Origin of the sequence: Streptomyces sp. NBC_00775, from assembly GCF_036347135.1 — a bacterium.
In the GTDB taxonomy this organism is placed as follows: domain Bacteria; phylum Actinomycetota; class Actinomycetes; order Streptomycetales; family Streptomycetaceae; genus Streptomyces; species Streptomyces lutosisoli.
In genome coordinates, this window is sequence record NZ_CP108938.1 from 6260155 (window position 1) to 6284654 (window position 24500).

The window sequence follows — 24500 nt, forward strand, 5'->3', positions numbered from 1 at the left end:
CATGACCGCCGCCGGGCCCCGGCGCCCGGCGATCCCCGAATGAGCAGTCCCGACGACCCGTCCCGACGACCCGTCCCTGAAAGGCAGGACCGCATGACGGCGACCACCGCCGAACGCGGGCTGTGGGTGCGCGAGTACAGTCCCGCGCCCGACCACGGCCTCACCCTCGTCTGCTTCCCGCACGCCGGCGGCGGCGCCAGCGCCTACCGGCCGCTCGCCACCGCCCTGGGCCCCCGCGCCGGAGTGCTGAGCCTGCAGTACCCCGGCCGCCAGGACCGCCGTACGGAACCGCCGTACACCAGCGTGGACGCGCTGGCCGACGACATCGCCGCCACCCTGCTCCGCCAAGTCGCGGGACCGGTGGTGCTGTTCGGCCACAGCATGGGTGCCCTCGTCGCGTACGAGACGGCCCGCCGCCTGGAGCGGGACGGCGGCGCCGGGCCGCTCGGGCTGGTCGTCTCGGGCGCCCGCAGCGCCGCGGAGCCCCGCCCGCGCGACGTCAGCCTGCGCTCCGACGCCGGGATCATCGACGAGCTCAGGCAGCTGGACGGCACGAGCGCAGAACTCCTCGACGACCCCGAGATCCAGGCCATGATCCTGCCGGCGCTGCGCGCCGACTACACCGCCCTGGAGACCTACCGGCACCGGCCGGGGCCGCCGCTGCGCTGTCCCGTCAGCGCCTACGTCGGCGACGCCGACCCGCAGGCCGGCGCCCTCGACGCGGAGCGCTGGGCGGACCTCACCTCCGGGACCTTCCGGCAGCGCACCTTCGCGGGCGGCCACTTCTTCGTCGACTCCGCGCGTCAGCGGGTCGCCGCAGCCCTGGCCGAGGACCTCGACGCCTTCGCCCCCGACTCCTCCTGACGCCTTTCACCGAACCCTTCAGTCCCTCGCATCCCCCTTGTAAGTCCCTCACCCCCCTTGTAAGGAGCCCCCGTTGACCACCCGAGCACGCCCGTCCTTCGGGCTGACCGTCCTCGCCGTGTCGCTGCCGATGTTCATGGTGGCGCTGGACAACCTGGTCGTGACCAACGCCCTCGCCTCCATCCGCAGCGACCTCGGCAGCTCCCTGGAGAACCTCCAGTGGGTCACCAACGCCTATGTCCTCGGCTTCGCCGGGCTGCTGCTGACCGCCGCCGGGCTCGGTGACCGGTTCGGCCGCCGCCGGGTCTTCCTCACCGGCACCGTCGCCTTCACGCTCGCCTCGGTCGGCTGCGGCCTGTCGAACTCGACCGAACTGCTCATCCTCTTCCGCGCCCTTCAGGGCATCAGCGCCTCCGCCGTGCTGCCGCTGTCGCTCACCCTGCTCACCGTCGCCGTGCCGCAGGAGAAGCGCGGCCTGGCCATCGGCCTGTGGAGCGCCATCAGCAGTCTGGCCGTCGCCCTCGCCCCGCTGGTCGGCGGCGCGATCACCACCGGCCTCGACTGGCACTTCATCTTCCTTCTCAACATCCCCGTGGGCCTCGTCGCCGTTCCGCTGGCGCTCAAGGTCCTCGGCGAGAGCCAGGGCGTTGCCACCCGGCTCGACGTGCCGGGCCTGGTGCTCGCGGGCGGTGGTGTGCTCGCCCTGGTGTGGGCGATCGTCAACGCCGGTGAGGACGGCTGGACTTCGGGCGGTGTCCTGGCCGCCTTCGCCGGCGCGGCCGTCCTGCTGCTCGTGTTCCTCGCCTGGGAGCGCCGTACGGACGCTCCGCTGCTCCCGCTCGGCCTCTACCGCATCAGGGCGTTCTCCCTGGCCAACCTGGTCTCGCTCGCCGTCTTCTTCGGTCTGTTCGGCCCGATCTTCCTGATCGCCCAGTATCTCCAGGTGGCCCGGGACCACTCGGCGTTCGTGGCCGGTCTGTGGACGCTGCCGTGGGCCGTCATGCCGATGCTGATCGCCCCGTTCGCGGGCAAGCTCGCGCCCAAGGTGGGCGGCGGACCGCTGATGGCGGCGGGCCTCGCCGTCTCCGGCATCGGTCTGGCCTGGTTCGCCGCGGTCGCCGACGTGAGCGCCTCGGACTGGGAGTTCGTCGCTCCGTTCGTGCTCGCCGGCGCGGGCATGGGCCTGGTCTTCGCACCGACGGCGACCGTGGTGATGGGCTCCGTGCCGCCGCAGCAGGTCGGCAAGGCGTCCGGCGCCAACACCACCGTGCGCGAACTGGGCGGCGCCCTCGGCATCGCCGCGGTCACCAGCATCTTCGCCGCGAACGGCGACTACACCTCGCCGGAGCGGTTCACCGAGGGCATGACGCCCGGGCTGTGGGTCGGTGTCGCCGTACTCGCCGTCGGCGCCCTGCTGGCGCTCGGCATCCCGCGCCCGAAGAAGACGGCGCCCGCGCAGCCGCCCGCCGCCGCGCCCGCCAAGGAGGAGGTCCTGGTGGGGGAGTGAGCCGTCCTCGGCCCGTGCGCCGCCGCGGCGCACGGGCTTGTGGAAATTCTGACGCACACCTGTAATTCCCTTTCCTTGACCGTAATTCACCGCAATTCCTTGAAGTTGATTGACGAATTTCTGTCATCGGATTCATTGACGGATCAATGCGGCCGGAAAGAGGATCTTTTCCGGCCCCGAACCCGAACCCGAACCCAAAACCGACATCGAATACGGAGGACGGTATGGACGAATTGACGGCGCCGACCGCGTCCAGCCGCCCGCCCGTCGGCCCGCTGGGCCTGCCCCGCGCGTACTGGTGGATCTGGACGAGCATTCTCGTCAACTGGCTGGGCGCATTCACGGGTCCGATTCTCGCCCTCTCGCTGACCGACGCCCGCGGCTATTCCGTGTCGTACGCGGGTTTCGTGGTCTCGCTGCTCGGCGCCGGGGCAATTGCGGGTTCCGCGGCCGGCGGAATCCTCGCCGACCGGATCGGGCGCCGGCTGACGATGTTCGCCGGCCACTGTCTTACCGCCGTGAGCATGGTTCTGCTCGGGCTCAGCACGGCTCAGGGGGCGGTGAGCGCGGCGGCGTTCGCCGCGGGACTCGGGGCCGCCTCGGTGCGGCCGGCGGCCCAGGCGTCGCTCGCCGACCTGGTCCCGTCCGCCGACCGGCCGCGCGCCTTCGCCTACAACTACTGGGCCGTCAACACCGGCACCGCGGTCTCCGCCGTCCTCGCCGGTCTGATGGTGGAGCACGGCTACACGCTGCTCTTCCTCGCTGACGCCGCGACCACCCTGCTGTGCGGCGCGGTCGTCCTGGCGAAGGTCCCCGAGACCCGGCCCGAGCACCCGGCCCCGGCTTCGGCCTCGGCCCCGGCGGACCGCGCACAGCGGGACACCGCGGAGGCGGAGGCCCACGCCCACGTGCCGCTGCGCAAGGACGCCCCGTTCCTGCTGTTCGTCCTGCTCACGCTGGTCTTCGCTGCCGTCTACGAGCAGAAGGCCGCGGCCCTGCCCGTCGTCGTCACCGGGCACGGCCACAGCGCCGCCACGTTCAGCCTGCTGATGGCGCTGAACGCGCTGCTCGTCGTCCTGCTGCAACTGCCCATCACCAGGCTGGTCTCCGGCCGTTCGCGGGCCGCCGTACTGCTCGCCGGAGGCGTCCTCGTGGGCGTCGGCTTCGGGCTCACCGGCCTGGCGACGGGCACGCTGCCGCTCGTGGGCACGGTGGTCGTCTGGACGGCCGGCGAAATGCTCTACGCCCCGCTGGCGGGCGCCGTCTCCGCCGAACTGGCCCCGGTCCACCGGCGCGGCCGCTACCAGGGCGCGTACGGGACCGCCTGGTCCGCCGCCGCGTTCATCGGCCCTGCCGGCGGTACCTGGGTGCTCGCCCACGCGGGCCCGGGCGCCCTCTGGTCGCTGTGCGCGGCGGCGGGCGTCGCGGCCGGCGTCGGCTGTGCCCTGATCCTGCGCACGGCCCGCGGCAGCGCCCCGCACCCCGAGAACTTCCGCACGGCGTCCGCCGTGCGGAGGCGCCGACGCGACAACGGGTCGCGCCGGCCGTCCCCGTCCCTTCCCGGACGGGACACCACCACCGAGAGGAGCTCCACATGAGCGAGCGGATCACCCCCAACACCTGCGTCGCGGCCTTCGCCCCGAACACCTGTGTCTCGGCGTTCACGCCCAACACGTGTGCCCCGGCGTTCGCCCCGAACACCTGTGTCGCGGCCTTCGCGCCCAACACCTGTGTCTCGGCGTTCGCCCCGAACACCTGTGCCCCGGCGTTCGCGCCCAACACCTGTGTCTCGGCGTTCGCCGCGTAATGCAGACCACTCAGCACCCGAAGCCCGCTCCGGACGGAAACCACCGTCCGGAGCCGGGCTCCGGCCCGTTGTCCGCGGTCGGCACCGGAACGTCCGCCGTCGTCACCGGAACGCAGGTGTTCACCGGTTACGGCGGCACCCCGCCCCGGCTGCACCTGGCCGTGTCCGAGCTGCGGGACGTCACCGAACGCCTGCCGTGGCAGACCGAACGGCAGTCCTTCGGCACCTCCTGGGAGGACCCGGAACAGGCCGTCCGCTCCGCCGAGGGCGAGGCCGTGGAACGCTTCTGCGGCACCTGCCCTCCCGACCGGCCGGTCCACGGCTCCTACGAGCAGCTCACCCGGCGCGGACTGCGGGCCCTCGACCCGCGGACGCTGGTGCTCCACTCGGACCGCCAGTACGCCACGGCGGGCTTTCCGTTCCAGCCCTTCCTGCGCGACTCTCCCGCACACTGGGTCGAGGGCCGCAGCGCCGTCGACGGCGAACCGGTCCTGGTGCCCGCGTTCATGGTCTACACGGCGTGGGCACGGATGCCGCGCCCCTACCCGGAACCCTTCTACGCCTTCCCCGTGATCGGCGGCATCGCCGCCGGCCCCACCGAGGACTTCGCGCTGCTCTCCGGCCTCGAAGAGGTCATCGAACGTGACGCCGTCGCCGTGTGGTGGGCCAACGCCACGGCGCTGCCCGCCCTCCCGCCGACGGACCGGCTGCGCGCCCTTGGAGAAGGCGCCGAGCACGCCTTCGAGACCCGGCTGGTCCGTATCGACAACGAGTTCGGCCTTCCGGTGATCGCCGCCGGGGTGCGCAGCGTCGCCGAGGGATGGCTCACCTATGGCTGTGCCGCCCGCGCGGACGAGGAGGAGGCCGCGGCCAAGGCGCTCGCCGAGGCGCACACCCTGCAGATCACCTGCCGGGTCCTGGACGACCCGGCGACGAGTCTGGCCACCCCGGGCCGGCCCTCACCGCTCAAGTCCTGGCGCGGTGACCGCCGTTACCTGGACGACTACCGTGCCGACGGCTCGGACGCCGTCGAGCAGATCTGCCAGCAACAGCTGTATCTGGACCGCCGGGCCGCCGACCGCGCGGCCCCCTGGGCCTGGGACCTGCCCGAGGGCCAGTGGACCGAGCCGGCGCACCGCCCGCGGTACGACGCGTCCGCGCTGGTTGGCCGGGTCGCCGCCGCCGGGTACGACGTCGTGACCGTGGATCTCACCACCCCGGAAGCCGCCGCGGCCGGCATGCGGGTGCTGCGGGTCGTCGTCCCGGGGACGGCCGGGGTCGCCCCCGCCGCCTATCTGCCGCTCGGCCGCCGGCGTATGCAGGACACCGCGGTCCGGCTCGGCCGGCGGAGCACACCGCTGCGCGAGGAGGAGCTCAACACCTTCCCGATGCCGCATTCCTGAGTGTGCCGGGCGGTGCCGCTCACGCCGGTCACCGCCCGGACAACGCCGGCCGCACCACTCGGAGCATCCGTCCCAGCCATTGCTGCGCACTGTCCCGCTTCCCGAACGGTCCATCTCCGAAGGCGAGTTCGGAGTGGGTGCGCGTCATCGAGGAGGCCCCGACCACGAGCGACATCATCACGGCGGCGGCGGCCCGGACTTCGACGCTGGGAAGCAGGGATCCGTCCACCCGGGCCCGCCGCAGGGTCCGGAACAACGCGCCCAGCCAGTTCAACTGGCAGTGCAGAGAAGGGTCGTCCGGGGTTTCGAGCTCCCCCGCGAGCCGGGTCCCCGCGCGGACGACCACATCGTTCTCCAGGAGCCGCACGAGCGCCTGGACCATCTCGACGACGATCTCGAAGGCCGCGCCCTCGCGCTCGGCCAGCTCCGCGAGGACACCGCCGGAGGCGGCGCAGGCCTCGGCCTGGACGGCGCGGGCGAGATCGGACTTGGCCGCGAAGTGGAAGGACAGCGCGCCCTTGGTGACCGTGGCGAGGTCGCTGATCACCATGAGGGTGGCGCGTTCGTATCCGACCTGGTCGAACACCGTGGCGGCCGCTCGTATCAGGTTGCCCCTGGTGCGCTCGGACCGCTCCTGCTTCACCACGACGCAACCACCCAGACGCTCATCGCCACGTGCCCTCTTGATCCTGTCTAGATCCTGTCGCCAGCCGACGCCCACGACGCTAGAAACCAACCCCTCGGTTTGTCAATGGGGCGGAGTGAGGGAAGGCTGTCTCCACTTCACCACGACAACCTGCACATCCCGGCCAAGATCCACCCGGGTTAAGCGGTTGTTCTTCATCGGTCAGGCGACAGAAAGAAACCGCTCGTCCGATTTTTGGGCGCCATGGTGGGAGCGCGTGGGTAGTGGGGATACGGATGGCGGGGATGCTGGTGGGCGCCCGCGCGTTCGCCGTACCGGCCGGTCGCGCCCCCATCGGAGGCGACCGCACGCCGCCGACCGGGACGGGTTCGGCGCCGCCCGGCGGTCCGCTCCTGCTGGGCATGCCGGCGCACGGCACCGCGTGGGGACTGCTGAGGTGGCGGAGAGGTCGAAGCGACGGAGGGGTCGAAGAGGCCGGAGGGCTGAAGGCGCCTGCGGGCTTGGTGAGTTCGGTGAGTTCGGTGAGTTCGGTGCGTTCGGCGGGCGCGGCGTGCTCTCTGAGTTCGCTTGCCGCTTCCGAGGCCGCTCCCGGGGCCGGCCCCGCCGCGTCACGCCGGATCCCGCTGCCCCGAGGGGGCGCTGTCCCGCCGTAGAGGTCGAGGCCCGTCGCGGTTCAGGGTCCGGCGGTGACCGTGAGGCCCGCGCACCCGGTGAAGTCGGATGCGGAACCGTGCCCCGCGAGGGTCGCCGGCCCGCGGTGAACGAGCCGCATGTCCGGCGGAGCGCTCAGTCGGTGCTGCCGCCCGCCCCGACCCCGGCCGGGGACTCGGCGCCCGCCGACAGGGCCGCCGCCGGATCGATGACTCCCTCGGGGCGGATGCGGGCGATCGCGCCCGGGTGGGCGATGGACGGCAGGATGTGACGCCACATCACGGCGACCCGCTCGCGCAGATCGGCCCGCTGTGTGATGGCCTCGGACACCAGCTGGACGCCGGTGAAGGAGGCCACGACGAACTCGGCCGTCTCCCGCGGCTCGACCTGGGGGAGCACCTCGCCCCGCTCCTTCCCCTCGGCCAGCAGCTGGGCGATGAGTTCGAACCAGTCGCCCCACGGATGCGTGCCGTTGAAGAACACGCCCTCGATGGACAGCCGCGTACCGGCGCGGGCGAGCGGGTCGTGGCGCAGGGCGTAGGCGAACTGGTGCGTGATGTCGACGACCGACTGGAGGGGAGTGCCGAGGTCCGACACGCTCACCAGGCCGGTCTGCTCGTCCATGATCGCCTGGGCGAGTGATTCCTTCGAGGTGAAGTGGAAGTACAGGGCGCCCTTGGTGACGTTCGCCCTGCGGAGGATCTCCGAGATGGCCGCGCGCTCGTAGCCGTGGTCGGCGAATACGCGCGCCGCCGCTTCCACGATCGAGCGCCGGGTCTGCACCGCGCGAGCCTGCTTGGCCATGTCTTCCCCTCCGGGACGTGCGTTCGCGCCGGGCGGCGCCACGCCGAACCGCCGTCTAACAGGGTGTGTCTGTGGCCACTCTACCCGACCCACCGGTTTGTTTCTCCAGCTCAGGTGGAGCGGCGGTGGGCGGAATGACGTATTCCGTAGGGCCCTGTCCTGGGTATGAGTGACGTAGATCACCTGGGTGCGTCCGGGATTCGGAGTAAAAAGAAACCGCCCAGGCTGTTTTTTTGGCACACTCGCTCCCGAGAGCCACACGGGCTACTCGTGAAGGGGGATCACAGATGACCGTGCTCGTTTCCACCCCGACCAAGGCCGACAACTCCATGGCCGCCACCACCGCCATGAGCTCCGCCGGCACCACCGGCCGCACCACGCTCACCCGCCCGTCGCACGCCGCCGAAGCGGCCGACGGCGCCCGGATACCGCGGGAGTTCGTCCACCGGGCCGACGACTCCGACATCCTGCTCACGCACTTCCAGGCCTGCGCCGACGGCTCGTACCGGATGGCGGCCCGCTGGCCCCGCGCCCACGCCCTGTTCAGCCCGGTGGCGGGCAGCCGGGAGAACCCGATGCTGATGGCGGAGACGATCCGTCAGGCGGGCGCCGTCGTCTCGCACATGGCGTACGACGCCCCGACCGATCTGCACTTCCTTCTCTGGGACCTGCGCTACGAAGTGCCCGAGGACGTCCTCGGGGCCGGTGTGCCGCTCTCGCCGGCGAACGCCGTCGTGCGGTTCGACGACGTGAAGATGCGGGGCAAGCGGCTGTCGTCCTTCCGCTTCGAGGTGGAGCTCTACCGGGGCGCCGTACGCGTCGGCCACGGCGCCGCCTCCGCGAGCTGCGTGAGCCAGGCGGCATACAGCAGGCTGCGTCCGGCCCGCCCCGAGTTCGCCGACCCGGCCCCGCTGCCCGCGCCCATCTCGCCGGTGCTGGTCGGGCGCACCCGGGCCCAGGACGTGCTCGTCGCCCCGTCCGGCACCCCGGGCAGCTGGCTGCTGCGGGCCGACCGGAGCCACCCCGTCATCTTCGACAGCCAGAGCGACCACATGCCCGGCCGCGGCGTCATCGAGGCGATGCGGCAGGCCGCGCAGCTGGCGACGGGGTACGAGCACATCATCGTGCCCTCCATGAACGCGGAGTTCTGCCGCTACGTCGAGCTCGACCGCCCCTGCCACATCACCGCCGAACGCCGCCGCCCGCTGCCGGACGGCCGCATCCCCACCCGGGTGACCCTCACCCAGGACGACGAGGTGGCGGCGCGGGGAATGCTGATGGTGCGCCCGGCCGACGCGGACTCCGCCGCGGACTCCGGAACGAACGGGACCTCGGCCCCGGCCGCCTTCGCCGTCGCCGCGCTCTGACCGGCCGTCACACCGGTCGCGTCCTGATCCGGCGGTACGGGGTTCACCGGCCCGGCGGCACCGCGCACCCCGGCCGGTGAGGGCGGCGAACCCGGCACCACGCGCCCTGGGCCGGCAGCCGCACCCGGCTGCCGGCCGGGGCGGTCCGTGGCCGCTCTGGGCGGAAGGGTGCCGCGGTTCGGCTCAGTTGAGGGGTACGCGCCGGAAGCGGCCCGCCACCCGCAGATCCGCCTCGATCCGCCCCGCCGTGGCATGCAGTTCCGGCAGTACGTCGCGCACACACTCCTCGGCGGTGCGGCGGCTGCTGTGCATGGCGACGTTCACCGCGGCCACGACCCGCCCGCCGCGCTCGCGCACCGGCATGGCGATGGACCGCAGCCCCTCCTCCAACTCCTCGTCGACCAGGGCGTATCCGGCTTCCCGTACGTGGTCCAGTTCGGCTCTGAACTTCTCCGGGTCGGTGAGGGTGTGCGGGGTCAGCGGGAGCAGTTCGGGAAGCCGGGGCTCCGGCAGGTCGGCCAGCATCACGCGGCCCAGTGCGGTCGCGTACGCGGGCAGCCGGGTGCCGACGGTGACGTTGACGCTCATGACGCGGGTGGTGGCGACGCGGCCGGTGTACTGGATCTCGTCGCCTGCCAGGACCGCGAGCGACACCGAGTCGTGCAGCCGCTGGGAGAGTTCGGTGAGGTGCGGGGCCGCGATCCCGGCGAGCGTGGTCCGCGACAGCGGCGGGAAGCCGAGGCCCAGGACGCGCGGCGTGAGCCGGAAGACGCGGTCGTGCGTGGTGACGTATCCGAGGTGTTCCAGGGTGATCAGGGCACGCCGGGCGGTCGCGCGGGCGAGCCCCGTGGCCTGGGCGACCTCCGTGAGGGTCAGCTCGGCGCGGCCCTCGCCGAAGGCGGTGATCACGGTCAGCCCACGGGCCAGCGACTCGACGAACTCCCGGCCCAGTTCCTGCTTGGAGGCGCCGGTCCAGGTCGCGAGCCCGCCCGCGGGACCCGGTGCGGCGGGCGGCGCCTCCCGCAGCTCCCGCTCCATCGCCGCCACGGCCGACCGCAGCCGTGGCAGCAGCGTGTCCCGCAGGTCGGACGCGGTGTGCCGGCTGGTGTGGCTCACCACGCTCACCACACACGCGATCCGTCCCGCCTCCCGCACGGGCAGGGCGATCGCGACCAGGCCCGGCTCGATCAGCTGGTCGTCCAGCGCCCACCCGGCCTCCAGGACCTCGGCCGTACGCTGCTCGAAGTCGTCGCCGACAGTGGGGAGTCGGGTGGGCGGGGACACGGGGGCCGGTGCGGAGCCCGGTTCCCTCTCGTCGCGCCGGGAATCGTCGACGAAGGGCCGGCTGCGGGCCGGTACGGCGGGAAACCCGCGGTCCTCCGGATCGGCCGCCCGGCGCTCGCGCCAGCGTGTCCACTCCTCCTCGCCCCACTCGGTGGCGAACAGGAAGCCGGGCGCGGTGCGTTCGGCGGGCAGCAGGTCGCCGATGCGGAAGCTCAGGGACATGGCGCGGCGGCGGGTCGCCTGGTGGATGAAACGGATGCCGTCCCGGTCGCCGACGGCCAGGGACACCGACTCGTCCAGTTCGTCGGCGAGCGCGTCGGCGTGCGCGTCCAGGAGACGGGGGACCCGCAGGGCGGCGAGGTAGGCGTTGCCGAGTTCCATCAGACGGGGGGCCAGTACGGCGTCCCGGCCGTCGAGGCGTACGTATCCCATGCGCGCGAGGGTCGCCATGATCCGGTCGACGGTGGAACGCGCGAGCCCGGTGGCCCGTTCGAGACCGCTCAGGCTGGACACCCCGTCGGCCTCGGTCAGCCGCCGCAGCACGGCGATACCGCGGATGAGGGGGGTGACGGCCTCGGCGGGCACCGTGGGCACGACGTTCGATGGCATGGGCTCTCCGTTGCGGCTCACAGGAGAGACACCGTAATGCTTACCGGGGCACTCCAGCAGGTCAGCGACAGACCCGCGGCGTCTCAGCGGCGCGTCACGTACACCCGGTAGTTCCCGGCGAGGTCCGCCCCGGCGACCTGCACCGTGACGCCCGTCTTGGGATCCTTGAAGGACTCGCCGGCCGCGAAGGGCGCGTCGGAGAGTTCCGCGTGCACATTGGGGGAGCGGGTGCAGCCGCCGCTGTCGCGCTTGGAGTCGTACACGGTGATGGGCCCGTTCCCGGTGTCCACGCCCGCGTCGACCTTGTAGATGAGGATGCCGGGGCGGCAGACCGCGGAGTCGTTGCCCCCGTGGGTGCGCAGTTCGAGGGCGTACCCGGCCTTGGGGCTGGTGGGCACGAAGACGAGCTTGTTGCCGCCGCGCCGGGCCAGCGGGGTGAGCGTGTACTCCTTGGTACCGGGCGCCGCCGCGCAGCTGACCTGCGAGTCGTCGAGCCAGCCGAGCTTCCACTTGTGCCAGCCGAGCAGATCGTTGTCGGCCCCCCAGTCCTCGCTCATGATGTCCCAGTGGCCGACCGCGCCCCCGCCGTCCTGGGTATAGAGGTCGGGCAGGCCGAAGGTGTGGCCGTTCTCGTGCGGGAGCACCCGGTAGCCGGTGTCGGAGTAGGAGCCGGAGCCGTCGTCCTGGCGGCTGTAGACGAAGGACGCGTTGGCGACCGGGACACCGTCGGCGACCGGCGCCTCCGTGTTGCCGGCGAAGGTCACGGACAGCACGGTGTCCAGCGCGGAGGGCCCGGCGTTCGGCGTCACCAGGACGTTCAGGATGTCGTACGAGCGGAAATCGACGTTCGGGTCGGCCGCGGTCACGATGTCCTGGACCAGATCGCGGTACCCGGGGTCGAAGGGCGCGCCGCGCTCTATGCCGTACGCCTTGAAGGGCTTGGGCATCCGCAGCCAGTGCCGGATGGGGGTCTCGGGGCGGTAGTCGAGACGGCCGTACGAGGCGGTGCGGAACCATCGCTGGGTCTGCGGGAAGAACTCGCTGTAGCGGTCGAGCGCGCTGCCCTTCCCTGGCGAGTCGGGGAAGTCGACCATCAGGGTGAGGGCCCGGACGGTGCCGGTGGAATGGGCGTAGCCGGACGAGGTCGGGACGCCTTCCCCCATCTGTACGCCCAGCGGTCCGGTGATCATGCAGGGGCCGAGCGCCGTGGAGCGGGCCAGCGCGATGGAACCCGCCGCCGTGGAGCCCGCCGTGAGGTGCCCCGTACCGGCGGAGGTACTGACCGCCAGCGTCAGAAGGGTCACCGCGGCGAGCGCGGCCACGCGGCGCGTGCCTATCCGGCGGCGGAGGCGTCGCTCAGGCGGCATGCGGGGACCCTTCGCTCCACGGCAGCCGCCGGTCTCCGGCTGCACCCTTGCGATCACCCTGTGTCGACGGCGCGGCGGGCGCGCGCTGGAGGAGCCCGATCGTGGGTTTCTCGCCCGGGGGCCGCTGAAGCGTCCGGATGGGTATGTGGAGCGGGCGCGGAGCGGGTGCGGAGCGTGTGCCGAGCGGATGTGGCGCAGGTCACATGGAATCTTGTCGGGGTCGGGAAATAACCGGGGATCGTTTCCCCGTTTAGCCCTGTGTCAGAGCGAAACGGGGAGCGAATCCCCGGATCGCGATCCCCCTCTCTTCGAGGAGTCCACCGTGGAGACCGCCACCCCCGTGCAGCGCCGAGTGGTCCGGCCGCGCGCCGATGCCCTGCGCAACAGGGAGCGGATCGTCGCCGCGGCCCGCGAGATGTTCGTCGAGTTCGGCCCCGAGGTGCCGTTCGACGAGATCGCCCGCCGGGCCGGGGTCGGCAACGCCACGGTGTACCGCAACTTCGCCGACCGCGACGCCCTGGCACGGGAGGTCGTCTGCTCGGTGATGGACCGCACCTCGGAGTGGGTCGAGGCGGCCCTCGTCGAGGGCGGCGACGCCTTCGAGGCGCTGAGCGGCTTCGTGCACTTCGCCGCCGACGAGCGGATCGGCGCCCTGTGCCCGATGCTCTCCGCGTCCTTCGACCAGAACCACCCGGATCTCGTCGCCGCGCGCGACCGGATCACCGTCCTGATCGAGCAGTTGATGGACCGCGCCCGCGAGGCCGGACAGCTGCGCCCCGACGTCGAGTTCGGCGACCTGATGATCGCGGTCAGCCAGCTCACCAGGCCGCTGCCCGGCACCGCGTGCCAGGGCATCGACCGCTTCGTACACCGTCATCTGCAGCTGTTCCTGGACGGTATGCGGGCCCCGGCCCGCTCCGAACTGCCCGGAGTGGCCGCCACCGTGGAGGACCTGCGGCGCGCGTGACCGACCACGCCGTCCACCTGACCGATTAGTTCAGCGCGCAGCACCAGTCAGAACGCGCACAACGCTTCCGGCCGTCACCGGAGACGAGCCGTCCCTATCCCTCACCATTTTTTTCGCTACGAAGTCCCGGAGTGGGTATCCCCATGTCTGAAACAGGAACCTCAAAGGCCGTGCAGGCCATACCCGACGCACACGCCAACCGCTGGAAAGCGCTCGCCTTCATCGCGCTCGCCCAGCTGATGGTCGTCCTCGACGCGACCATCGTGAACATCGCCCTCCCGTCCGCCCAGACCGACCTGGGCATCTCCGACGGCAACCGGCAGTGGGTCGTCACGGCCTACGCCCTCGCCTTCGGCGGACTCCTCCTCTTCGGCGGCCGCATAGCCGACCTGTGGGGCCGCAAGCGCGCCTTCGTCGTCGGCCTCACCGGCTTCGCCGCGGCCTCCGCGCTCGGCGGTCTCGCCACCTCCGGCGCCATGATGTTCGGCGCCCGTGCCCTCCAGGGCGCGTTCGGCGCCCTGCTCGCGCCCGCCGCGCTCTCCCTGCTCGCCGTGATGTTCACGGACGCCAAGGAGCGCGCCAAGGCCTTCGGCATCTACGGCGCGATCGCCGGTGGCGGCGGCGCCGTCGGCTTCATCCTCGGCGGTGTGCTGACCGAGTACCTGGACTGGCGCTGGACGTTCTTCGTGAACATCCCGTTCGCGATCATCGCCGCGCTCGGCGCGTACTTCGTCATCCGTGAGCCGGAGGGCGGCCGCAACCGCAACCCGCTCGACATCCCGGGCGTGCTCCTGTCCACCCTCGGCCTGGTCTCGCTCGTCTACGGCTTCACCCGCGCCGAGTCCAACGGCTGGGGCGACTCCTCGACCGTCGCGCTGTTCATCGCGTCCGCGGTCCTGCTGATCTCGTTCGTGGTCGTCGAGGCCAGGGTCAAGGCCCCGCTGCTGCCGCTGCGTGTGATCACCGACCGCAACCGCGGCGGGATCTACCTCTCGCTCGGCATCGCCATCATCGCGATGTTCGGCACGTTCCTGTTCCTGACCTACTACCTGCAGGTCGTGAAGGGCTTCTCGCCGATCAAGACCGGCTTCGCCTTCATGCCGATGATCGTCGGCATGATGGTCGGCTCGACCCAGATCGGCACCCGCCTGATGACCCGCCTGCCGGCCCGTCTGCTGATGGGCCCCGGCTTCCTGGTCGCCGCGGTCGGGATGCTGCTGATGACCCAGCTGGAGATCGGCTCGTCGTACGCCTCGATCATCCTGCCGGCGATGCTGCTGCTCGGTCTCGGCATGGGTACGGCGTTCATGCCGGCCATGTCCCTGGCCACCCTGGGCGTCGAGCCCCGCGACGCGGGTGTCGCCTCCGCGATGGTCAACACCTCGCAGCAGGTGGGCGGCGCGATCGGCACGGCCCTGCTGAACACGATCGCCGCCTCCGCGACGACCGCCTACATCAAGGACCACATCGCCGACGCCGGTACCTCCAAGACCCAGCAGCAGCTCGTCGCGCTGCAGGGCCAGGTGCACGGCTACACCAACGCCATCTGGTTCGCCGTCGGCATGCTGGTGGCGGCCGCGGCGATCGTCTCGGTCCTCGTCAACGCCGGCACGCAGGGCTCCGACCCGGTCGCCGCCTCCGGCGAGGGCATCGAGGACGACGTGAAGATCCCGGTGATCGCCCACTGATCACCCGCACCACGGGTACTCCGGATACTTCGCGTACGGACGCGGGGTGGGGACGCCTCGTTCGTACGATTCCCAGGGTTCGCCCCGGCTCCGAGTTCGACGGAGCCGGGGCGAACCCGCGCCCCGTACGGGGCGCGGGGCTGTGACATCTGCGGCTCCGCCGCGGGGCGCGACCAGCTTCCACCGGCCGGCGGCGGAGGAACCGCCTGTCCGGCGGAGCGTCAGCGCAACCAGGGCAGGTCCGCCCCCGCGTCCTTCGGCTGGAGCCCCTCGGCGACGATCCGCATGGCCTCGCCGAAGGCCTTCTGCTGGTCCGTGGTGAGCCGGTCGAACAGGGCCTGCCGTACGGCGGTCACATGGCCCGGCGCGGTGCGCCGCAGCACCTCGTAACCGTCGTCCGTCAGGACCGCGAACTGTCCCCGCTTGTCGGAGGGACAGTCCTCACGCCGCACCCAGCCGTTCTTCTCCAGGCGCGCGATCGCGTGCGAGAGCCGCGAGCGGGTGATCTTCGCGCTCATGGCCAGCTCGGTCATCCGCAGCCGCCTGCGCGGCGCTTCGGCGAGCTGGACGAGCAGGCCGTAGTAGATGTGCGGCATGCCCGCGTCACGCTGGAGCTGGCGGTCGAGATGGTCCTCAAGGAGGGTGGTGGCGTGCATGTACGCACGCCAGATGCGCTGTTCCTCGTCGGTGAGCCAACGCGTCTCTTCAGCGGGTGCCGTGTTCATGTACTCCACTGTACGAGCCCCTTCTTGAAAGTTAAACAAACCAGGCGTAAGCTCGGCGACCGAGAGCTTGAGACTTCAAGCAATAAACTTCAAGTGTCAAGCACCCGCGCCGTACGATTGAACCCTCTGGAGGGAGCCGCCATGTCCGCCGCCACCGAGGAGCGTCCCGCACTTGGACGCATGCCCGCCCTCTACCTGAGCCATGGTGCCCCGCCGCTCGCCGACGACCCGATCTGGCCCGGCCAGCTCGCCGCCTGGTCCGCCGACCTGCCGCGCCCCAGGGCGATCCTCATGGTCTCCGCCCACTGGGAAGAGGCCCCGCTCGCCCTCGGCGCGGTCGAGACCGTACCGCTCGTCTACGACTTCTGGGGCTTCCCCGAGCACTACTACCAGGTGACGTACGCGGCTCCCGGCGCCCCCCAACTCGCCGAGTCCGTACGGAAGCTGCTGCGCGCGCCCGGTACGCCGGTGCAGGACATCCCGGACCGCGGGCTCGACCACGGCGCGTATGTGCCGCTGGTGGAGATGTTCCCCGAGGCCGACATCCCGGTCCTGCAGATCTCCATGCCGACCCTCGACCCGGTCCGCCTCTTCGAGATCGGCCGCAAGCTGGCGCCACTGCGCGACGAGGGCGTCCTGATCGTCGGCTCCGGCTTCTTCACCCACAACCTCGCGGCCCTGCGGCACACCGGCGGGGGAGTCCCGACCTGGTCGAGCGAGTTCGACGACTGGGGTCACCGCGCCCTGGACGCCGGTGACGTGGACGCGCTCCTCGACTTCGAGCGCAAGTCCCCGGCCGGCCGTCTCGCCCACCCGCGCACCGAGCACTTCGCCCCCCTCTTCGTGACCATGGGCGCGGCGGACGCGGCCGGTGAGCTTGACGGGCAGAAGTCGGTGATCGACGGCTTCTGGATGGGGATGGCCAAGCGGTCGGTGCAGTTCGGCTGACCCGCTCCTCACCGGGCCGTTCCTCACTGGGCCGGGGTGAGTTCCTTCTCGTACCAGGCCACATCCCAGTACCGGCCGAACTTGCGGCCCACCTCCCGGTAGGTGCCCACATGCCGGAACCCGAAGCGTTCGTGCAGCCGCACGGACGCTTCGTTTCCCTCGGGCTGGGCGATGCCGGCGTAGGCGCGGTGGAGATCCTCGCCGGCGAGGGCTTCGAAGAGGGCCTCGTAGAGCAGGGTGCCGACGCCACGGCCACCGGCGTCCGGGGCGAGGTAGACGCTGACCTCCACGGAGGTGTCGTACGCGGCCTTCACGCGAAAGGCGCTGGATGTGGCGTACCCAAGAATCGTCTGTGAGTCCGCGTCCGTGGCAACCATCAGGCGGTGCGGTCCGTCTTCAGGGTGGGAGAGCAGCCACGAGCGACGCTCTTCCGGCGTGAAGACAGCGGTATCAAATGTGATGGGCGTCTCACGTACGTAGTGGTTGTAGATGTCGGTGAGAGCGTCGAGATCACCCTCGACTCCCGGCCTGACCTGCACCTCTGTACGTTCCGGCATCATCTGCCCACCCCCTGTGCCGGGACAGGGTACTGCATGATCAGAAAAATCGAGGGGCAGGTTGGGAATTCTGTCCGGATTCCAGTCGTTGTTTCCTTCGGATGCCGGGTACCCGGGAGGGTGAGCTACCCAGTGTTCAGCGACCACCAGCCAGCCCACCATCGCAAGGGAGCACGCATGGCAACCCGTGCCGTCGCCCGTCGTAAGTCCGCCACCGGCGAGACCAGCGACGCGGCACGCAGTGTTCGCGTCGTAGGCGGCGAGATCGCCGACCGCGACCTGGTCGGCATGTACCTCGACGAGATCGCGCGTACGCCACTGCTCGACGCCGCCAAGGAAGTCGAGCTGTCCCAGACCATCGAGGCGGGTGTGTTCGCGCGGCAGATCCTCGACGGCGAGGCTACGGCCGGAGCGGACGCGTCCCGCGAGGAGCTCGAGGCGCTGGTCGCCGAGGGCGAGCGAGCGAAGGACATCTTCATCCGCTCGAACCTCCGGCTGGTCGTCGCTGTCGCCCGGCGCTATCCGCGCAGCGGCCTGCCCCTGCTCGACCTGATCCAGGAGGGCAACGCGGGTCTGGTGCGCGCCGTCGAGAAGTTCGACTACCGCAAGGGCTTCAAGTTCTCGACGTACGCGACCTGGTGGATCCGTCAGGCCATCACCCGTTCCATCGCCGACCAGTCGCGCACGATCCGCCTCCCCGTCCACCTGGTCGAGGAACTGGGCCGGATCCGGCGCGTACAGCGCGAGTTCAACCGCAAGAACGGGCGCGAGCCCGAGCACGCGGAGATCGCCGCCGAACTCGACTCGACGCCGGAGCGCGTGACGGACGTCCTGGACTGGGCCCGCGACCCGGTCTCGCTGAACATGGCGGTGGACGACGACGGTGACACCCAGTTCGGCGACCTGCTGGAGGACACCTCCGCGGTCTCCCCCGAGCAGTCGGTCATGACCCTGCTGCGCAGCGAGGAACTGGACGACCTGATCGGCCGCCTCGACCAGCGCACGGCCTCCATCATCAAGATGCGGTACGGCATCGATGACGGCCGGGAGCGCACGCTCACCGAGGTCGGCAAGGAGCACGGCCTCACGCGCGAGCGCATCCGCCAGATCGAGAAGCACGCGCTTCTCGAACTGAAGAAGCTGGCCCGTGACACCGGGTTCGACGCGGCGGCGTGAGTCCATGACGGACCCGCCGGCCACGTTGGCCACAAGTCGACCAGACATGGCCATGTAAGGCCGCTTAACCTGCCGGGCTCTGGGCACAAGACTTCAGGGCCCAGGGTTCAGGGTTCCATCCGGGGCATAGGCACGCGCCCCCACCAGAACCGAGTCCCGACGCACACCCCCCCCGCGCCGGGACTCTCCCAGAGCCGGGCTCTGGCGCCTTCCCCCCCTGGCGCCGGGGCCCGGCTCCATTTTGTTTTGGGGTGGGGGTGGGGTGTCTTCGTGAGACGGTGACGGTGCGCGGTCAGGAGCGCCCCGTAAGGGGCGCGGGGAACTGCGCGACCAGCCCCCACCGTCCCGCGGCAAAAGAACTCACCGGGGTCCAGGGGCGAAGCCCCTGGTGGGGTCGAAGGGGCGGACCCTGTGGCCCGGGGTCCAGCGGCAGAACCCTCCTGCGGCGGAGCCCACCCGCGACGGTTTCCGCGCAGGTCATTGCCGGGCCACCCCGAACCTGAACCCCGGGGTGACCCGGATGGCAGATTCTGCCACAGGGGCATAACCTGCCGTCCGTGACCGGTACCGAACGCGTGGTGCGCACCTCCGCAGGCCGAGCGGCGCCTGCCACAGCCCCAACCTCTGCCCCAACCCCTGCCTCTGGCTCCGCCAACGGCACCCCCCGTACTGTTCCTTCGCTGACCGAGCGACGCAAGGCGGCCACCCGCATGGAGATCTCCCGGGCGGCAGCGGGGCTCTTCATGCGCAACGGCCTGCGCGCCACCCGTGCCGAGGACATCGCCCGGGCCGCCGGGGTCGCGCCGCGCACCTTCTACCGGTACTTCGCGACCAAGGAGGAATCCCTCGGCCCCGTCTTCGCCGCCGGCAGCCAGAAGTGGGCCGAGGCCGTCCGCGACGCCCCGGCCCAACTGCCGGTACCCGAAGCCCTCCGCCACGCGATCGTCGCCACCTTGACCCCGGGCGTCGGTGTCAGACCCGAGTCCCTGGACTGGGTCCGCGCCCTCCTCCGCCTGGCCGAGGCGAACCCTGCCCTGCTGAGGGTGTGGGGCGAGGCGTGCCAGACGGCGGAGCGAACGCTGGCGGGGGTGCTGGCGGCGAGGGGAGTGGCGGCGAGGGCGGTGGCGACGACGGAAGCTTCGCCCATCCCTTCGCATGCCCCTTCCCCCACCCCGTCCCCCAAGCTCCGCCTCACCGCCGCCACAGCCAGCGCAGCGGTCCGCGTCGCGGTGGAAGCCTGGGCTGCCACGGACGACGCGGCCGACGGACCGGACGGCCCCGTCGCGCTCGCACTGCGCCATCTCGAAGTCCTTCGCGACTTTCCCTGGAGCGCCGAATGAGCAACGGTCAAGTACGTGACGGGCCAGTGAGGCCGGCGTCCCCCGAGTCGCCGCCCTCCGCCGAACCACCGCCCGCCGCTCGCGTCAGACGCTCACCCAAGTCCCGTACATAACCCACCAGTTCAGCGGGTTCCCGCACCACGAACTCGCAGTCGACCATCGCGATCCGCACCGCCAGCCACTCCACGGAGTCGCCGGCGGAGGAACGCAGCCGGCAGCTGTTCTCGTCGATCGGCTCGGGCGTACCCAGCCAGGCGGGGAGCCGCGCCGCGACGAACTCGGCGGGCGCGGCGAACGTGACGTCGAACGCGTACGTCTCCTGCCGCCGGAACATCGACTGCCGCAGAAACTCCGCCGCACTGCCCGTCGGCAGCTCACGCGGCGTGAACCGCGCTCCCGTCGCGTACGGCTCGGCGACCCGGTCGACGCGGAACGTACGCCAGTCCTCACGATCGAGGTCGTACGCGACGAGGTACCAGCGACGGCCGGTGGAGACGAGCCGGTACGGCTCGGTCAGCCGCCGCGACGGCGTCCCGTCCCCGGAGCGGTACGCGAACCGCAGCCGCTCCCGCCCGGCGACGCACGACGCCATCACGGTCAGCGTCTCAGGCGCGATACTCGCCCCGTCCCCGCTGGTCAGCGGGGTGGTCGCGGCCTGGAGCGTGGACACCCGGTGGCGCAGCCGGGACGGCAGCACCTGCTCCAGCTTGGCGAGCGCCCGTACGGACGCCTCGTCCACGCCCTCGACGGCGTGCCCGGCGCCGGCCCGCAGTCCCACCGCGATCGCCACGGCCTCCTCGTCGTCGAGCACGAGCGGTGGCATCGCCTTCCCCGCCACCAGCCGGTACCCGCCGTCGGACCCCTTGGTCGCCTGCACCGGATAGCCCAGCTCCCGGAGCCGGTCGATGTCCCGGCGGACCGTACGACGGGACACCCCGAGCCGCTCGGAGAGCTCGCCGCCGGGCCATTCGCGGGGCGTCTGGAGGAGGGAGAGGAGCTGGAGAAGCCGGGCCGGCGTATCCGTTGTCATGTCTTCCAGGGTGCCGCACATCTAGGACACGATCTGACCTAATGCGGGCTTAGCTTTGCTGCATGACCTCCACCGAGACCACTCGTAACAGCTTGGCCGCGGCCGCCGTGGCCGACCGGCGGCGCTGGTTCGCCCTCGCCATCGTCATGACCGCGGCCTTCATGGACCTGGTCGACGTGACGATCGTCAACATCGCCATCCCGTCGATCCAGCGGGACGCGGGCGCTTCGTTCAGCCAGATCCAGTGGATCACGGCGGGCTACGCGCTGGCCTTCGCCGCCGGGCTCATCACCGGCGGGCGGCTCGGCGACATCCACGGCCGCAAGCGGATCTTCCTCCTCGGCGTAGGCGGGTTCACGCTCGCCTCGGCGCTGTGCGGCTTCGCCGCGAACCCGGAGATGCTCGTCGCCTCGCGCATCCTCCAGGGCGGGATGGCCGCGCTGATGGTGCCGCAGGTGCTGTCGATCGTGCACGCCACCTTCCCGGCGCACGAGCGGGGCAAGGTCTTCGGTCTCTTCGGCGCGATCGTCGGCCTGGGGGCCGTGTCCGGTCCTCTCCTCGGCGCGCTGCTCACCGAGTGGAACCTCTTCGGCCTGGAGTGGCGGCCGATCTTCCTCATCAACCTGCCGGTGGGTGTCGCCGCGCTGATCCTGGGCCGCCGGTTCATCAGCGAGTCCAAGGCCCCGCGCGCCCTCAAGCTCGACCTCGTCGGCGTCGCCCTCGTCATTCTCGGCCTGCTGATGCTGCTCTACCCGCTGACCCGCGGCCGTGAGCTGGGCTGGCCGCTGTGGGGGTACGTGTCGATGGCCGGCTCCCTCGTCGTCTTCGTGGCACTGGTGGCGTACGAGAAGCGGAAGACGGCACGGGACGGTTCGCCGCTGGTCGAGCTGTCGCTGTTCAAGGTGACGAGCTTCGCGGCGGGTATCGCCGTACAGACCGTCTTCGGTGTCGCGCTCGGCATCTTCTTCCTGGTCTGGACGCTGTACTTGCAGATCGGGCTCGGGTGGAGCCTGCTGCGGGCGGGTCTGACCGGGGTGCCGTTCTCGATCGCGGTGTCGGCGGCGGCGGGCATGTCGGTGCAGCTGCTGGTCCCGCGCTTCGGGCGCAAGGTGCTCCAGGCGGGCGCGCTGATCATGGCGCTCGGCGTGCTCCTCTACATCTGGGAGTCCGACCGGTACGGCATGTCCATCGCCTCCTGGCAGATGGCGCTTCCGCTGGTGGTCATGGGCGCGGGTATGGGCTTCATCGTGGCCCCGCTGACGGACGCGGTGCTGTCGGAGGTCCCGCGCGAGCACTCCGGTTCGGCGTCCGGGCTCATCAACACCGTGCAGCAGATGGGCAACGCGCTGGGGCTCGGGCTGGTGTCGGTCCTCTTCTTCGGCCAGATCGACGACCGGCTGACCGGGGACCAGGTCGGCCCCGCCTTCGTCAACGCCTTCCAGTACGCGCTGGGCTGGGTCGCGGCGGTCATGGCGGTCATCTTCCTGCTGATGTTCGCCCTGCCCAAGCGGCCGGCGCAGCACGTGGAGGGTGAGGGCGCGGGTGAGGGTGCGGGTGCGCCGGAGGCGACCCAGGCGGAGGAGCCGGTGCTGGTTTCCTGATCCGGTGAAACGACGGTGGGGGCAGGCCGCTCATGCGGCCTGCCCCCACCGTCGTTTCACCCTCCGCTCCCTGCGAAGCCCGTTTGTGCCCACATCACGCCCGAACCTGTTTACTTTCCGGAAATCCGGGCGTAGCCTCCGAGTGAAACCACAGGTTCGGGCATTAGTCGGAGGCGAACGGACATGTACGCACCGGAGCGGCAGCAGGAGATCCTCCGGCTCGCCCGTGACGGCGGACGGGTGGACGTGCTCTCCCTGGCCGAGGAGTTCCAGGTCACCGCGGAGACCATCCGCCGGGACCTGAAGGCCCTGGACCGCGCGGGTCTCGTACGCCGTGTGCACGGTGGTGCGATTCCCGCCGGGCGCCTGGACTTCGAGCCCGACCTCGCCGAGCGCGAGTCCACCGCGGCCGACCAGAAGGACCGCATCGCCGAGGCCGCGGTCGCCGAACTGCCCCACGACGGCACGGTGATCCTGGACGCCGGCTCGACCGTCTCCCGGCTCGCCGCGGCGCTCCCGCTGGAGGCGACGCTCACCGTCGTCACCCACAGCCTTCCGATCGCCGCCCGCCTCGCGGACCACCCCGGCATCCAGCTCCACCTGGTCGGGGGGCGCGTACGGCACCGCACGCGCGCCGCCGTGGACGCCTGGGCGCTCCGCGCGTACAGCGAGATCCGCGCCGATGTCCTCTTCATCGCGGCCAACGGATTCTCCCCCTCCTACGGACTGACCACCCCCGACCTCGCCGAGGCCGCCGTCAAGCGCGCGACCATGCGCGCCGCGCGCCGGGTGGTGCTCCTCGCCGACTCCTCCAAGAACGGCCAGGAACACTTCGCCCGCTTCGGCGACCTGAGCGATGTGGACCTGCTGATCACCGACCGCGGGCTGAGCCCCGAAGACGTCTCCGCCATCGAGCGCGGCGGCACCGAAGTGCTGTGTGTGTAGGACGCGACACGCAAGTGCCGTGTCCTGAGAACGTGTTGAGAAACGAGTGCGCATGATCCTCACCGTCACCCCCAACCCCTCCCTCGACCGTACGTACGAGGTCCCGTCGCTCGACCGCGGCGAGGTCATCCGGGCCACCGGCGAACGCATGGACCCGGGCGGCAAGGGCGTGAACGTCTCGCGCGCGGTCGCGGCCGCCGGGCAGCGCACGGTCGCCGTCCTGCCCCTGGGTGGTGCGCCCGGCGCACTCGTCGCCGACCTGCTCGACGCGCAGGGCATCGAGGTCGCGCCGGTCCCGGTCGCCGGAGCCACCCGCTCGAACATCTCGGTCGCCGAACCCGACGGCACCCTGACGAAGATCAACGCGCCCGGACCCGAACTCTCCGCCGCCGAGGCCGAACTCCTCCTGGAGACCGTCCGCAAGCAGTACCGCTCCGGCGACACCCACTGGATCACCTGCTGCGGCAGCCTGCCGCGCGGCCTCGCGCCCTCCTGGTACGCCGATCTGGTCGCGCGGGCCCACGCGGCGGGCGCCCGGATCGCACTCGACACCTCCGGTCCGGCGCTTCTCGCGGCGCTGCGCGAGCGGCCCGACGTGGTGAAGCCCAACGCCGAGGAGCTCGCGGAAGCCGTCGGGCGCCCCCTCGCCACAGTGGGCGACGCGGTGAAGGCGGCCGAGGAGTTGCGCGAGCTGGGCGCGCGCGCCGTCCTCGCGAGCCTCGGCGCCGACGGGCAGCTGCTCGTGGACGGCTCGGGCACCTGGTTCGGCAGCGCGCGCGTGGATGCCGTACGCAGCAACGTGGGCGCCGGTGACTCCTCCCTCGCCGGCTTCCTGATCGCCGGCGGCAACGGCCCCGAGGCCCTCGCCTCCGCCGTCGCCCACGGCGCCGCGGCCGTCCAACTCCCCGGCAGCGTGATGCCGGGCCCGGCCGACCTCGACCCCTCCGCCGTGACGGTCACGTCGGACGTCCCGGTGGATCTCGTACTGACGGAGCCCGTGTCATGAGCACCGGATCACGCCGCAACGGCGCACACGGCTCGCATGTCCCCGGCGCGCGTGGATCACTTCACGACGGCACGTCCGGCTCACGTCACGACGGCACGCGCGGTTCACGTCACGACGGCGCGTGCTGCCCTCTTCGTGGCGGCGCGTATGGCTCGCATCACTACGGCTTGCGCGCCGCGCACGCCGGATCGCGTACGGGTCTTGCGAG

General features: G+C 71.4%; 21 protein-coding genes. 14 read left to right on the top strand and 7 right to left on the bottom strand.

From position 1 onward, the window contains the following. The first annotated feature begins 93 nt into the window (after positions 1 to 93). The 5 genes from OIC96_RS27945 to OIC96_RS27965 all read left to right on the top strand — a co-directional run bounded on the left by OIC96_RS27945 (position 94) and on the right by OIC96_RS27965 (position 5581). Entirely contained in the window at positions 94 to 864 is a 771-nt protein-coding gene (locus OIC96_RS27945; RefSeq protein WP_330305205.1) for a thioesterase II family protein, read from the top strand. A 73-nt stretch (positions 865 to 937) separates the two neighbouring features. Further along, entirely contained in the window at positions 938 to 2371 is a 1434-nt protein-coding gene (locus OIC96_RS27950) for a DHA2 family efflux MFS transporter permease subunit (RefSeq protein WP_330305204.1), read from the top strand. Positions 2372 to 2595: 224 nt separating this feature from the next. Then, positions 2596 to 3969, top strand: coding sequence for an MFS transporter (locus tag OIC96_RS27955; protein ID WP_330305203.1), 1374 nt, complete (start codon positions 2596 to 2598; stop codon positions 3967 to 3969). Next, entirely contained in the window at positions 3966 to 4178 is a 213-nt protein-coding gene (locus OIC96_RS27960) for a hypothetical protein (RefSeq protein WP_330305202.1), read from the top strand. The genes OIC96_RS27955 and OIC96_RS27960 overlap by 4 nt, the downstream gene beginning before the upstream one ends. Beyond that, positions 4178 to 5581 carry a YcaO-like family protein gene (locus OIC96_RS27965; protein ID WP_330305201.1) on the top strand — a complete coding sequence of 468 codons (1404 nt, stop codon included), beginning with the start codon at positions 4178 to 4180 and terminating at the stop codon, positions 5579 to 5581. The genes OIC96_RS27960 and OIC96_RS27965 overlap by 1 nt, the downstream gene beginning before the upstream one ends. Before the next feature lie 28 nt (positions 5582 to 5609). Here OIC96_RS27965 and OIC96_RS27970 read toward each other — a convergent pair whose 3' ends face one another. Continuing rightward, positions 5610 to 6227: a ScbR family autoregulator-binding transcription factor gene (locus OIC96_RS27970; RefSeq protein WP_330305200.1), complete on the bottom strand. Its 618-nt coding sequence runs from the start codon at positions 6225 to 6227 to the stop codon at positions 5610 to 5612. Positions 6228 to 7013: 786 nt separating this feature from the next. Further along, on the bottom strand, positions 7014 to 7682 hold the full coding sequence (locus OIC96_RS27975) for a ScbR family autoregulator-binding transcription factor (protein ID WP_406501730.1): 669 nt from the start codon (positions 7680 to 7682) through the stop codon (positions 7014 to 7016). A gap of 287 nt (positions 7683 to 7969) precedes the next feature. Here OIC96_RS27975 and OIC96_RS27980 point away from each other — a divergent pair, with 287 nt between their 5' ends. Then, the gene (locus OIC96_RS27980; protein WP_330305199.1) at positions 7970 to 9049 is read left to right on the top strand and encodes a ScbA/BarX family gamma-butyrolactone biosynthesis protein; all 1080 of its coding nucleotides are present in this window, start codon (positions 7970 to 7972) and stop codon (positions 9047 to 9049) included. 183 nt (positions 9050 to 9232) lie between these two features. Here the strand turns inward: OIC96_RS27980 and OIC96_RS27985 are convergent, their stop codons facing one another. Both OIC96_RS27985 and OIC96_RS27990 read right to left on the bottom strand, forming a co-directional pair. Beyond that, a complete protein-coding gene (locus OIC96_RS27985; protein WP_330305198.1) occupies positions 9233 to 10942 on the bottom strand; it encodes an IclR family transcriptional regulator domain-containing protein in 1710 nt (569 codons plus the stop codon). A gap of 83 nt (positions 10943 to 11025) precedes the next feature. Beyond that, complete coding sequence (locus tag OIC96_RS27990; protein ID WP_330305197.1) at positions 11026 to 12309, bottom strand: M6 family metalloprotease domain-containing protein; 1284 nt, start codon at positions 12307 to 12309, stop codon at positions 11026 to 11028. A 322-nt stretch (positions 12310 to 12631) separates the two neighbouring features. Here OIC96_RS27990 and OIC96_RS27995 point away from each other — a divergent pair, with 322 nt between their 5' ends. Both OIC96_RS27995 and OIC96_RS28000 read left to right on the top strand, forming a co-directional pair. Continuing rightward, positions 12632 to 13276: a TetR/AcrR family transcriptional regulator gene (locus OIC96_RS27995; protein ID WP_330305196.1), complete on the top strand. Its 645-nt coding sequence runs from the start codon at positions 12632 to 12634 to the stop codon at positions 13274 to 13276. Between the two features lie 143 nt (positions 13277 to 13419). Next, a complete protein-coding gene (locus tag OIC96_RS28000) occupies positions 13420 to 14964 on the top strand; it encodes an MFS transporter (protein WP_330305195.1) in 1545 nt (514 codons plus the stop codon). 221 nt (positions 14965 to 15185) lie between these two features. Here the strand turns inward: OIC96_RS28000 and OIC96_RS28005 are convergent, their stop codons facing one another. After that, positions 15186 to 15689 carry a MarR family winged helix-turn-helix transcriptional regulator gene (locus OIC96_RS28005; protein ID WP_330305194.1) on the bottom strand — a complete coding sequence of 168 codons (504 nt, stop codon included), beginning with the start codon at positions 15687 to 15689 and terminating at the stop codon, positions 15186 to 15188. A 180-nt stretch (positions 15690 to 15869) separates the two neighbouring features. On the opposite strand from OIC96_RS28005, the gene OIC96_RS28010 reads away from it, so the two are divergent. Then, positions 15870 to 16637, top strand: coding sequence for a dioxygenase family protein (locus OIC96_RS28010; RefSeq protein ID WP_443058555.1), 768 nt, complete (start codon positions 15870 to 15872; stop codon positions 16635 to 16637). 23 nt (positions 16638 to 16660) lie between these two features. Here OIC96_RS28010 and OIC96_RS28015 read toward each other — a convergent pair whose 3' ends face one another. After that, the gene (locus OIC96_RS28015) at positions 16661 to 17197 is read right to left on the bottom strand and encodes a GNAT family N-acetyltransferase (protein WP_330305192.1); all 537 of its coding nucleotides are present in this window, start codon (positions 17195 to 17197) and stop codon (positions 16661 to 16663) included. A gap of 174 nt (positions 17198 to 17371) precedes the next feature. Between OIC96_RS28015 and OIC96_RS28020 the strand changes: the two genes are divergently transcribed. Both OIC96_RS28020 and OIC96_RS28025 read left to right on the top strand, forming a co-directional pair. Further along, the gene (locus OIC96_RS28020; RefSeq protein ID WP_330305191.1) at positions 17372 to 18370 is read left to right on the top strand and encodes a sigma-70 family RNA polymerase sigma factor; all 999 of its coding nucleotides are present in this window, start codon (positions 17372 to 17374) and stop codon (positions 18368 to 18370) included. A 710-nt stretch (positions 18371 to 19080) separates the two neighbouring features. Beyond that, on the top strand, positions 19081 to 19710 hold the full coding sequence (locus OIC96_RS28025) for a TetR family transcriptional regulator (RefSeq protein WP_330305190.1): 630 nt from the start codon (positions 19081 to 19083) through the stop codon (positions 19708 to 19710). A 7-nt stretch (positions 19711 to 19717) separates the two neighbouring features. Here the strand turns inward: OIC96_RS28025 and OIC96_RS28030 are convergent, their stop codons facing one another. After that, a complete protein-coding gene (locus OIC96_RS28030) occupies positions 19718 to 20740 on the bottom strand; it encodes a helix-turn-helix transcriptional regulator (RefSeq protein WP_330305189.1) in 1023 nt (340 codons plus the stop codon). Between the two features lie 62 nt (positions 20741 to 20802). Between OIC96_RS28030 and OIC96_RS28035 the strand changes: the two genes are divergently transcribed. From OIC96_RS28035 to pfkB, 3 genes are all read left to right on the top strand, one after another. Next, positions 20803 to 22341, top strand: coding sequence for an MFS transporter (locus tag OIC96_RS28035; RefSeq protein WP_330305188.1), 1539 nt, complete (start codon positions 20803 to 20805; stop codon positions 22339 to 22341). 183 nt (positions 22342 to 22524) lie between these two features. Further along, positions 22525 to 23286 carry a DeoR/GlpR family DNA-binding transcription regulator gene (locus OIC96_RS28040; RefSeq protein ID WP_327429406.1) on the top strand — a complete coding sequence of 254 codons (762 nt, stop codon included), beginning with the start codon at positions 22525 to 22527 and terminating at the stop codon, positions 23284 to 23286. A 52-nt stretch (positions 23287 to 23338) separates the two neighbouring features. After that, complete coding sequence (gene pfkB, locus OIC96_RS28045; protein ID WP_330305187.1) at positions 23339 to 24292, top strand: 1-phosphofructokinase; 954 nt, start codon at positions 23339 to 23341, stop codon at positions 24290 to 24292. Positions 24293 to 24500 lie beyond the last annotated feature (208 nt).

Excerpts from the sequence above, each read along its gene's own strand:
- OIC96_RS27945 (WP_330305205.1), top strand. The coding sequence starts at position 94 with ATGACGGCGACCACCGCCGAACGCGGGCTGTGGGTGCGCGAGTACAGT.
- OIC96_RS27955 (WP_330305203.1), top strand. The coding sequence starts at position 2,596 with ATGGACGAATTGACGGCGCCGACCGCGTCCAGCCGCCCGCCCGTCGGC.
- OIC96_RS27960 (WP_330305202.1), top strand. The coding sequence starts at position 3,966 with ATGAGCGAGCGGATCACCCCCAACACCTGCGTCGCGGCCTTCGCCCCG.
- OIC96_RS27965 (WP_330305201.1), top strand. The coding sequence starts at position 4,178 with ATGCAGACCACTCAGCACCCGAAGCCCGCTCCGGACGGAAACCACCGT.
- OIC96_RS27975 (WP_406501730.1), bottom strand. The coding sequence starts at position 7,682 with ATGGCCAAGCAGGCTCGCGCGGTGCAGACCCGGCGCTCGATCGTGGAA.
- OIC96_RS27980 (WP_330305199.1), top strand. The coding sequence starts at position 7,970 with ATGACCGTGCTCGTTTCCACCCCGACCAAGGCCGACAACTCCATGGCC.
- OIC96_RS27985 (WP_330305198.1), bottom strand. The coding sequence starts at position 10,942 with ATGCCATCGAACGTCGTGCCCACGGTGCCCGCCGAGGCCGTCACCCCC.
- OIC96_RS27990 (WP_330305197.1), bottom strand. The coding sequence starts at position 12,309 with ATGCCGCCTGAGCGACGCCTCCGCCGCCGGATAGGCACGCGCCGCGTG.
- OIC96_RS28000 (WP_330305195.1), top strand. The coding sequence starts at position 13,420 with ATGTCTGAAACAGGAACCTCAAAGGCCGTGCAGGCCATACCCGACGCA.
- OIC96_RS28005 (WP_330305194.1), bottom strand. The coding sequence starts at position 15,689 with ATGAACACGGCACCCGCTGAAGAGACGCGTTGGCTCACCGACGAGGAA.
- OIC96_RS28010 (WP_443058555.1), top strand. The coding sequence starts at position 15,870 with ATGCCCGCCCTCTACCTGAGCCATGGTGCCCCGCCGCTCGCCGACGAC.
- OIC96_RS28015 (WP_330305192.1), bottom strand. The coding sequence starts at position 17,197 with ATGATGCCGGAACGTACAGAGGTGCAGGTCAGGCCGGGAGTCGAGGGT.
- OIC96_RS28020 (WP_330305191.1), top strand. The coding sequence starts at position 17,372 with ATGGCAACCCGTGCCGTCGCCCGTCGTAAGTCCGCCACCGGCGAGACC.
- OIC96_RS28025 (WP_330305190.1), top strand. The coding sequence starts at position 19,081 with ATGGAGATCTCCCGGGCGGCAGCGGGGCTCTTCATGCGCAACGGCCTG.
- OIC96_RS28030 (WP_330305189.1), bottom strand. The coding sequence starts at position 20,740 with ATGACAACGGATACGCCGGCCCGGCTTCTCCAGCTCCTCTCCCTCCTC.
- OIC96_RS28035 (WP_330305188.1), top strand. The coding sequence starts at position 20,803 with ATGACCTCCACCGAGACCACTCGTAACAGCTTGGCCGCGGCCGCCGTG.
- OIC96_RS28040 (WP_327429406.1), top strand. The coding sequence starts at position 22,525 with ATGTACGCACCGGAGCGGCAGCAGGAGATCCTCCGGCTCGCCCGTGAC.
- pfkB (WP_330305187.1), top strand. The coding sequence starts at position 23,339 with ATGATCCTCACCGTCACCCCCAACCCCTCCCTCGACCGTACGTACGAG.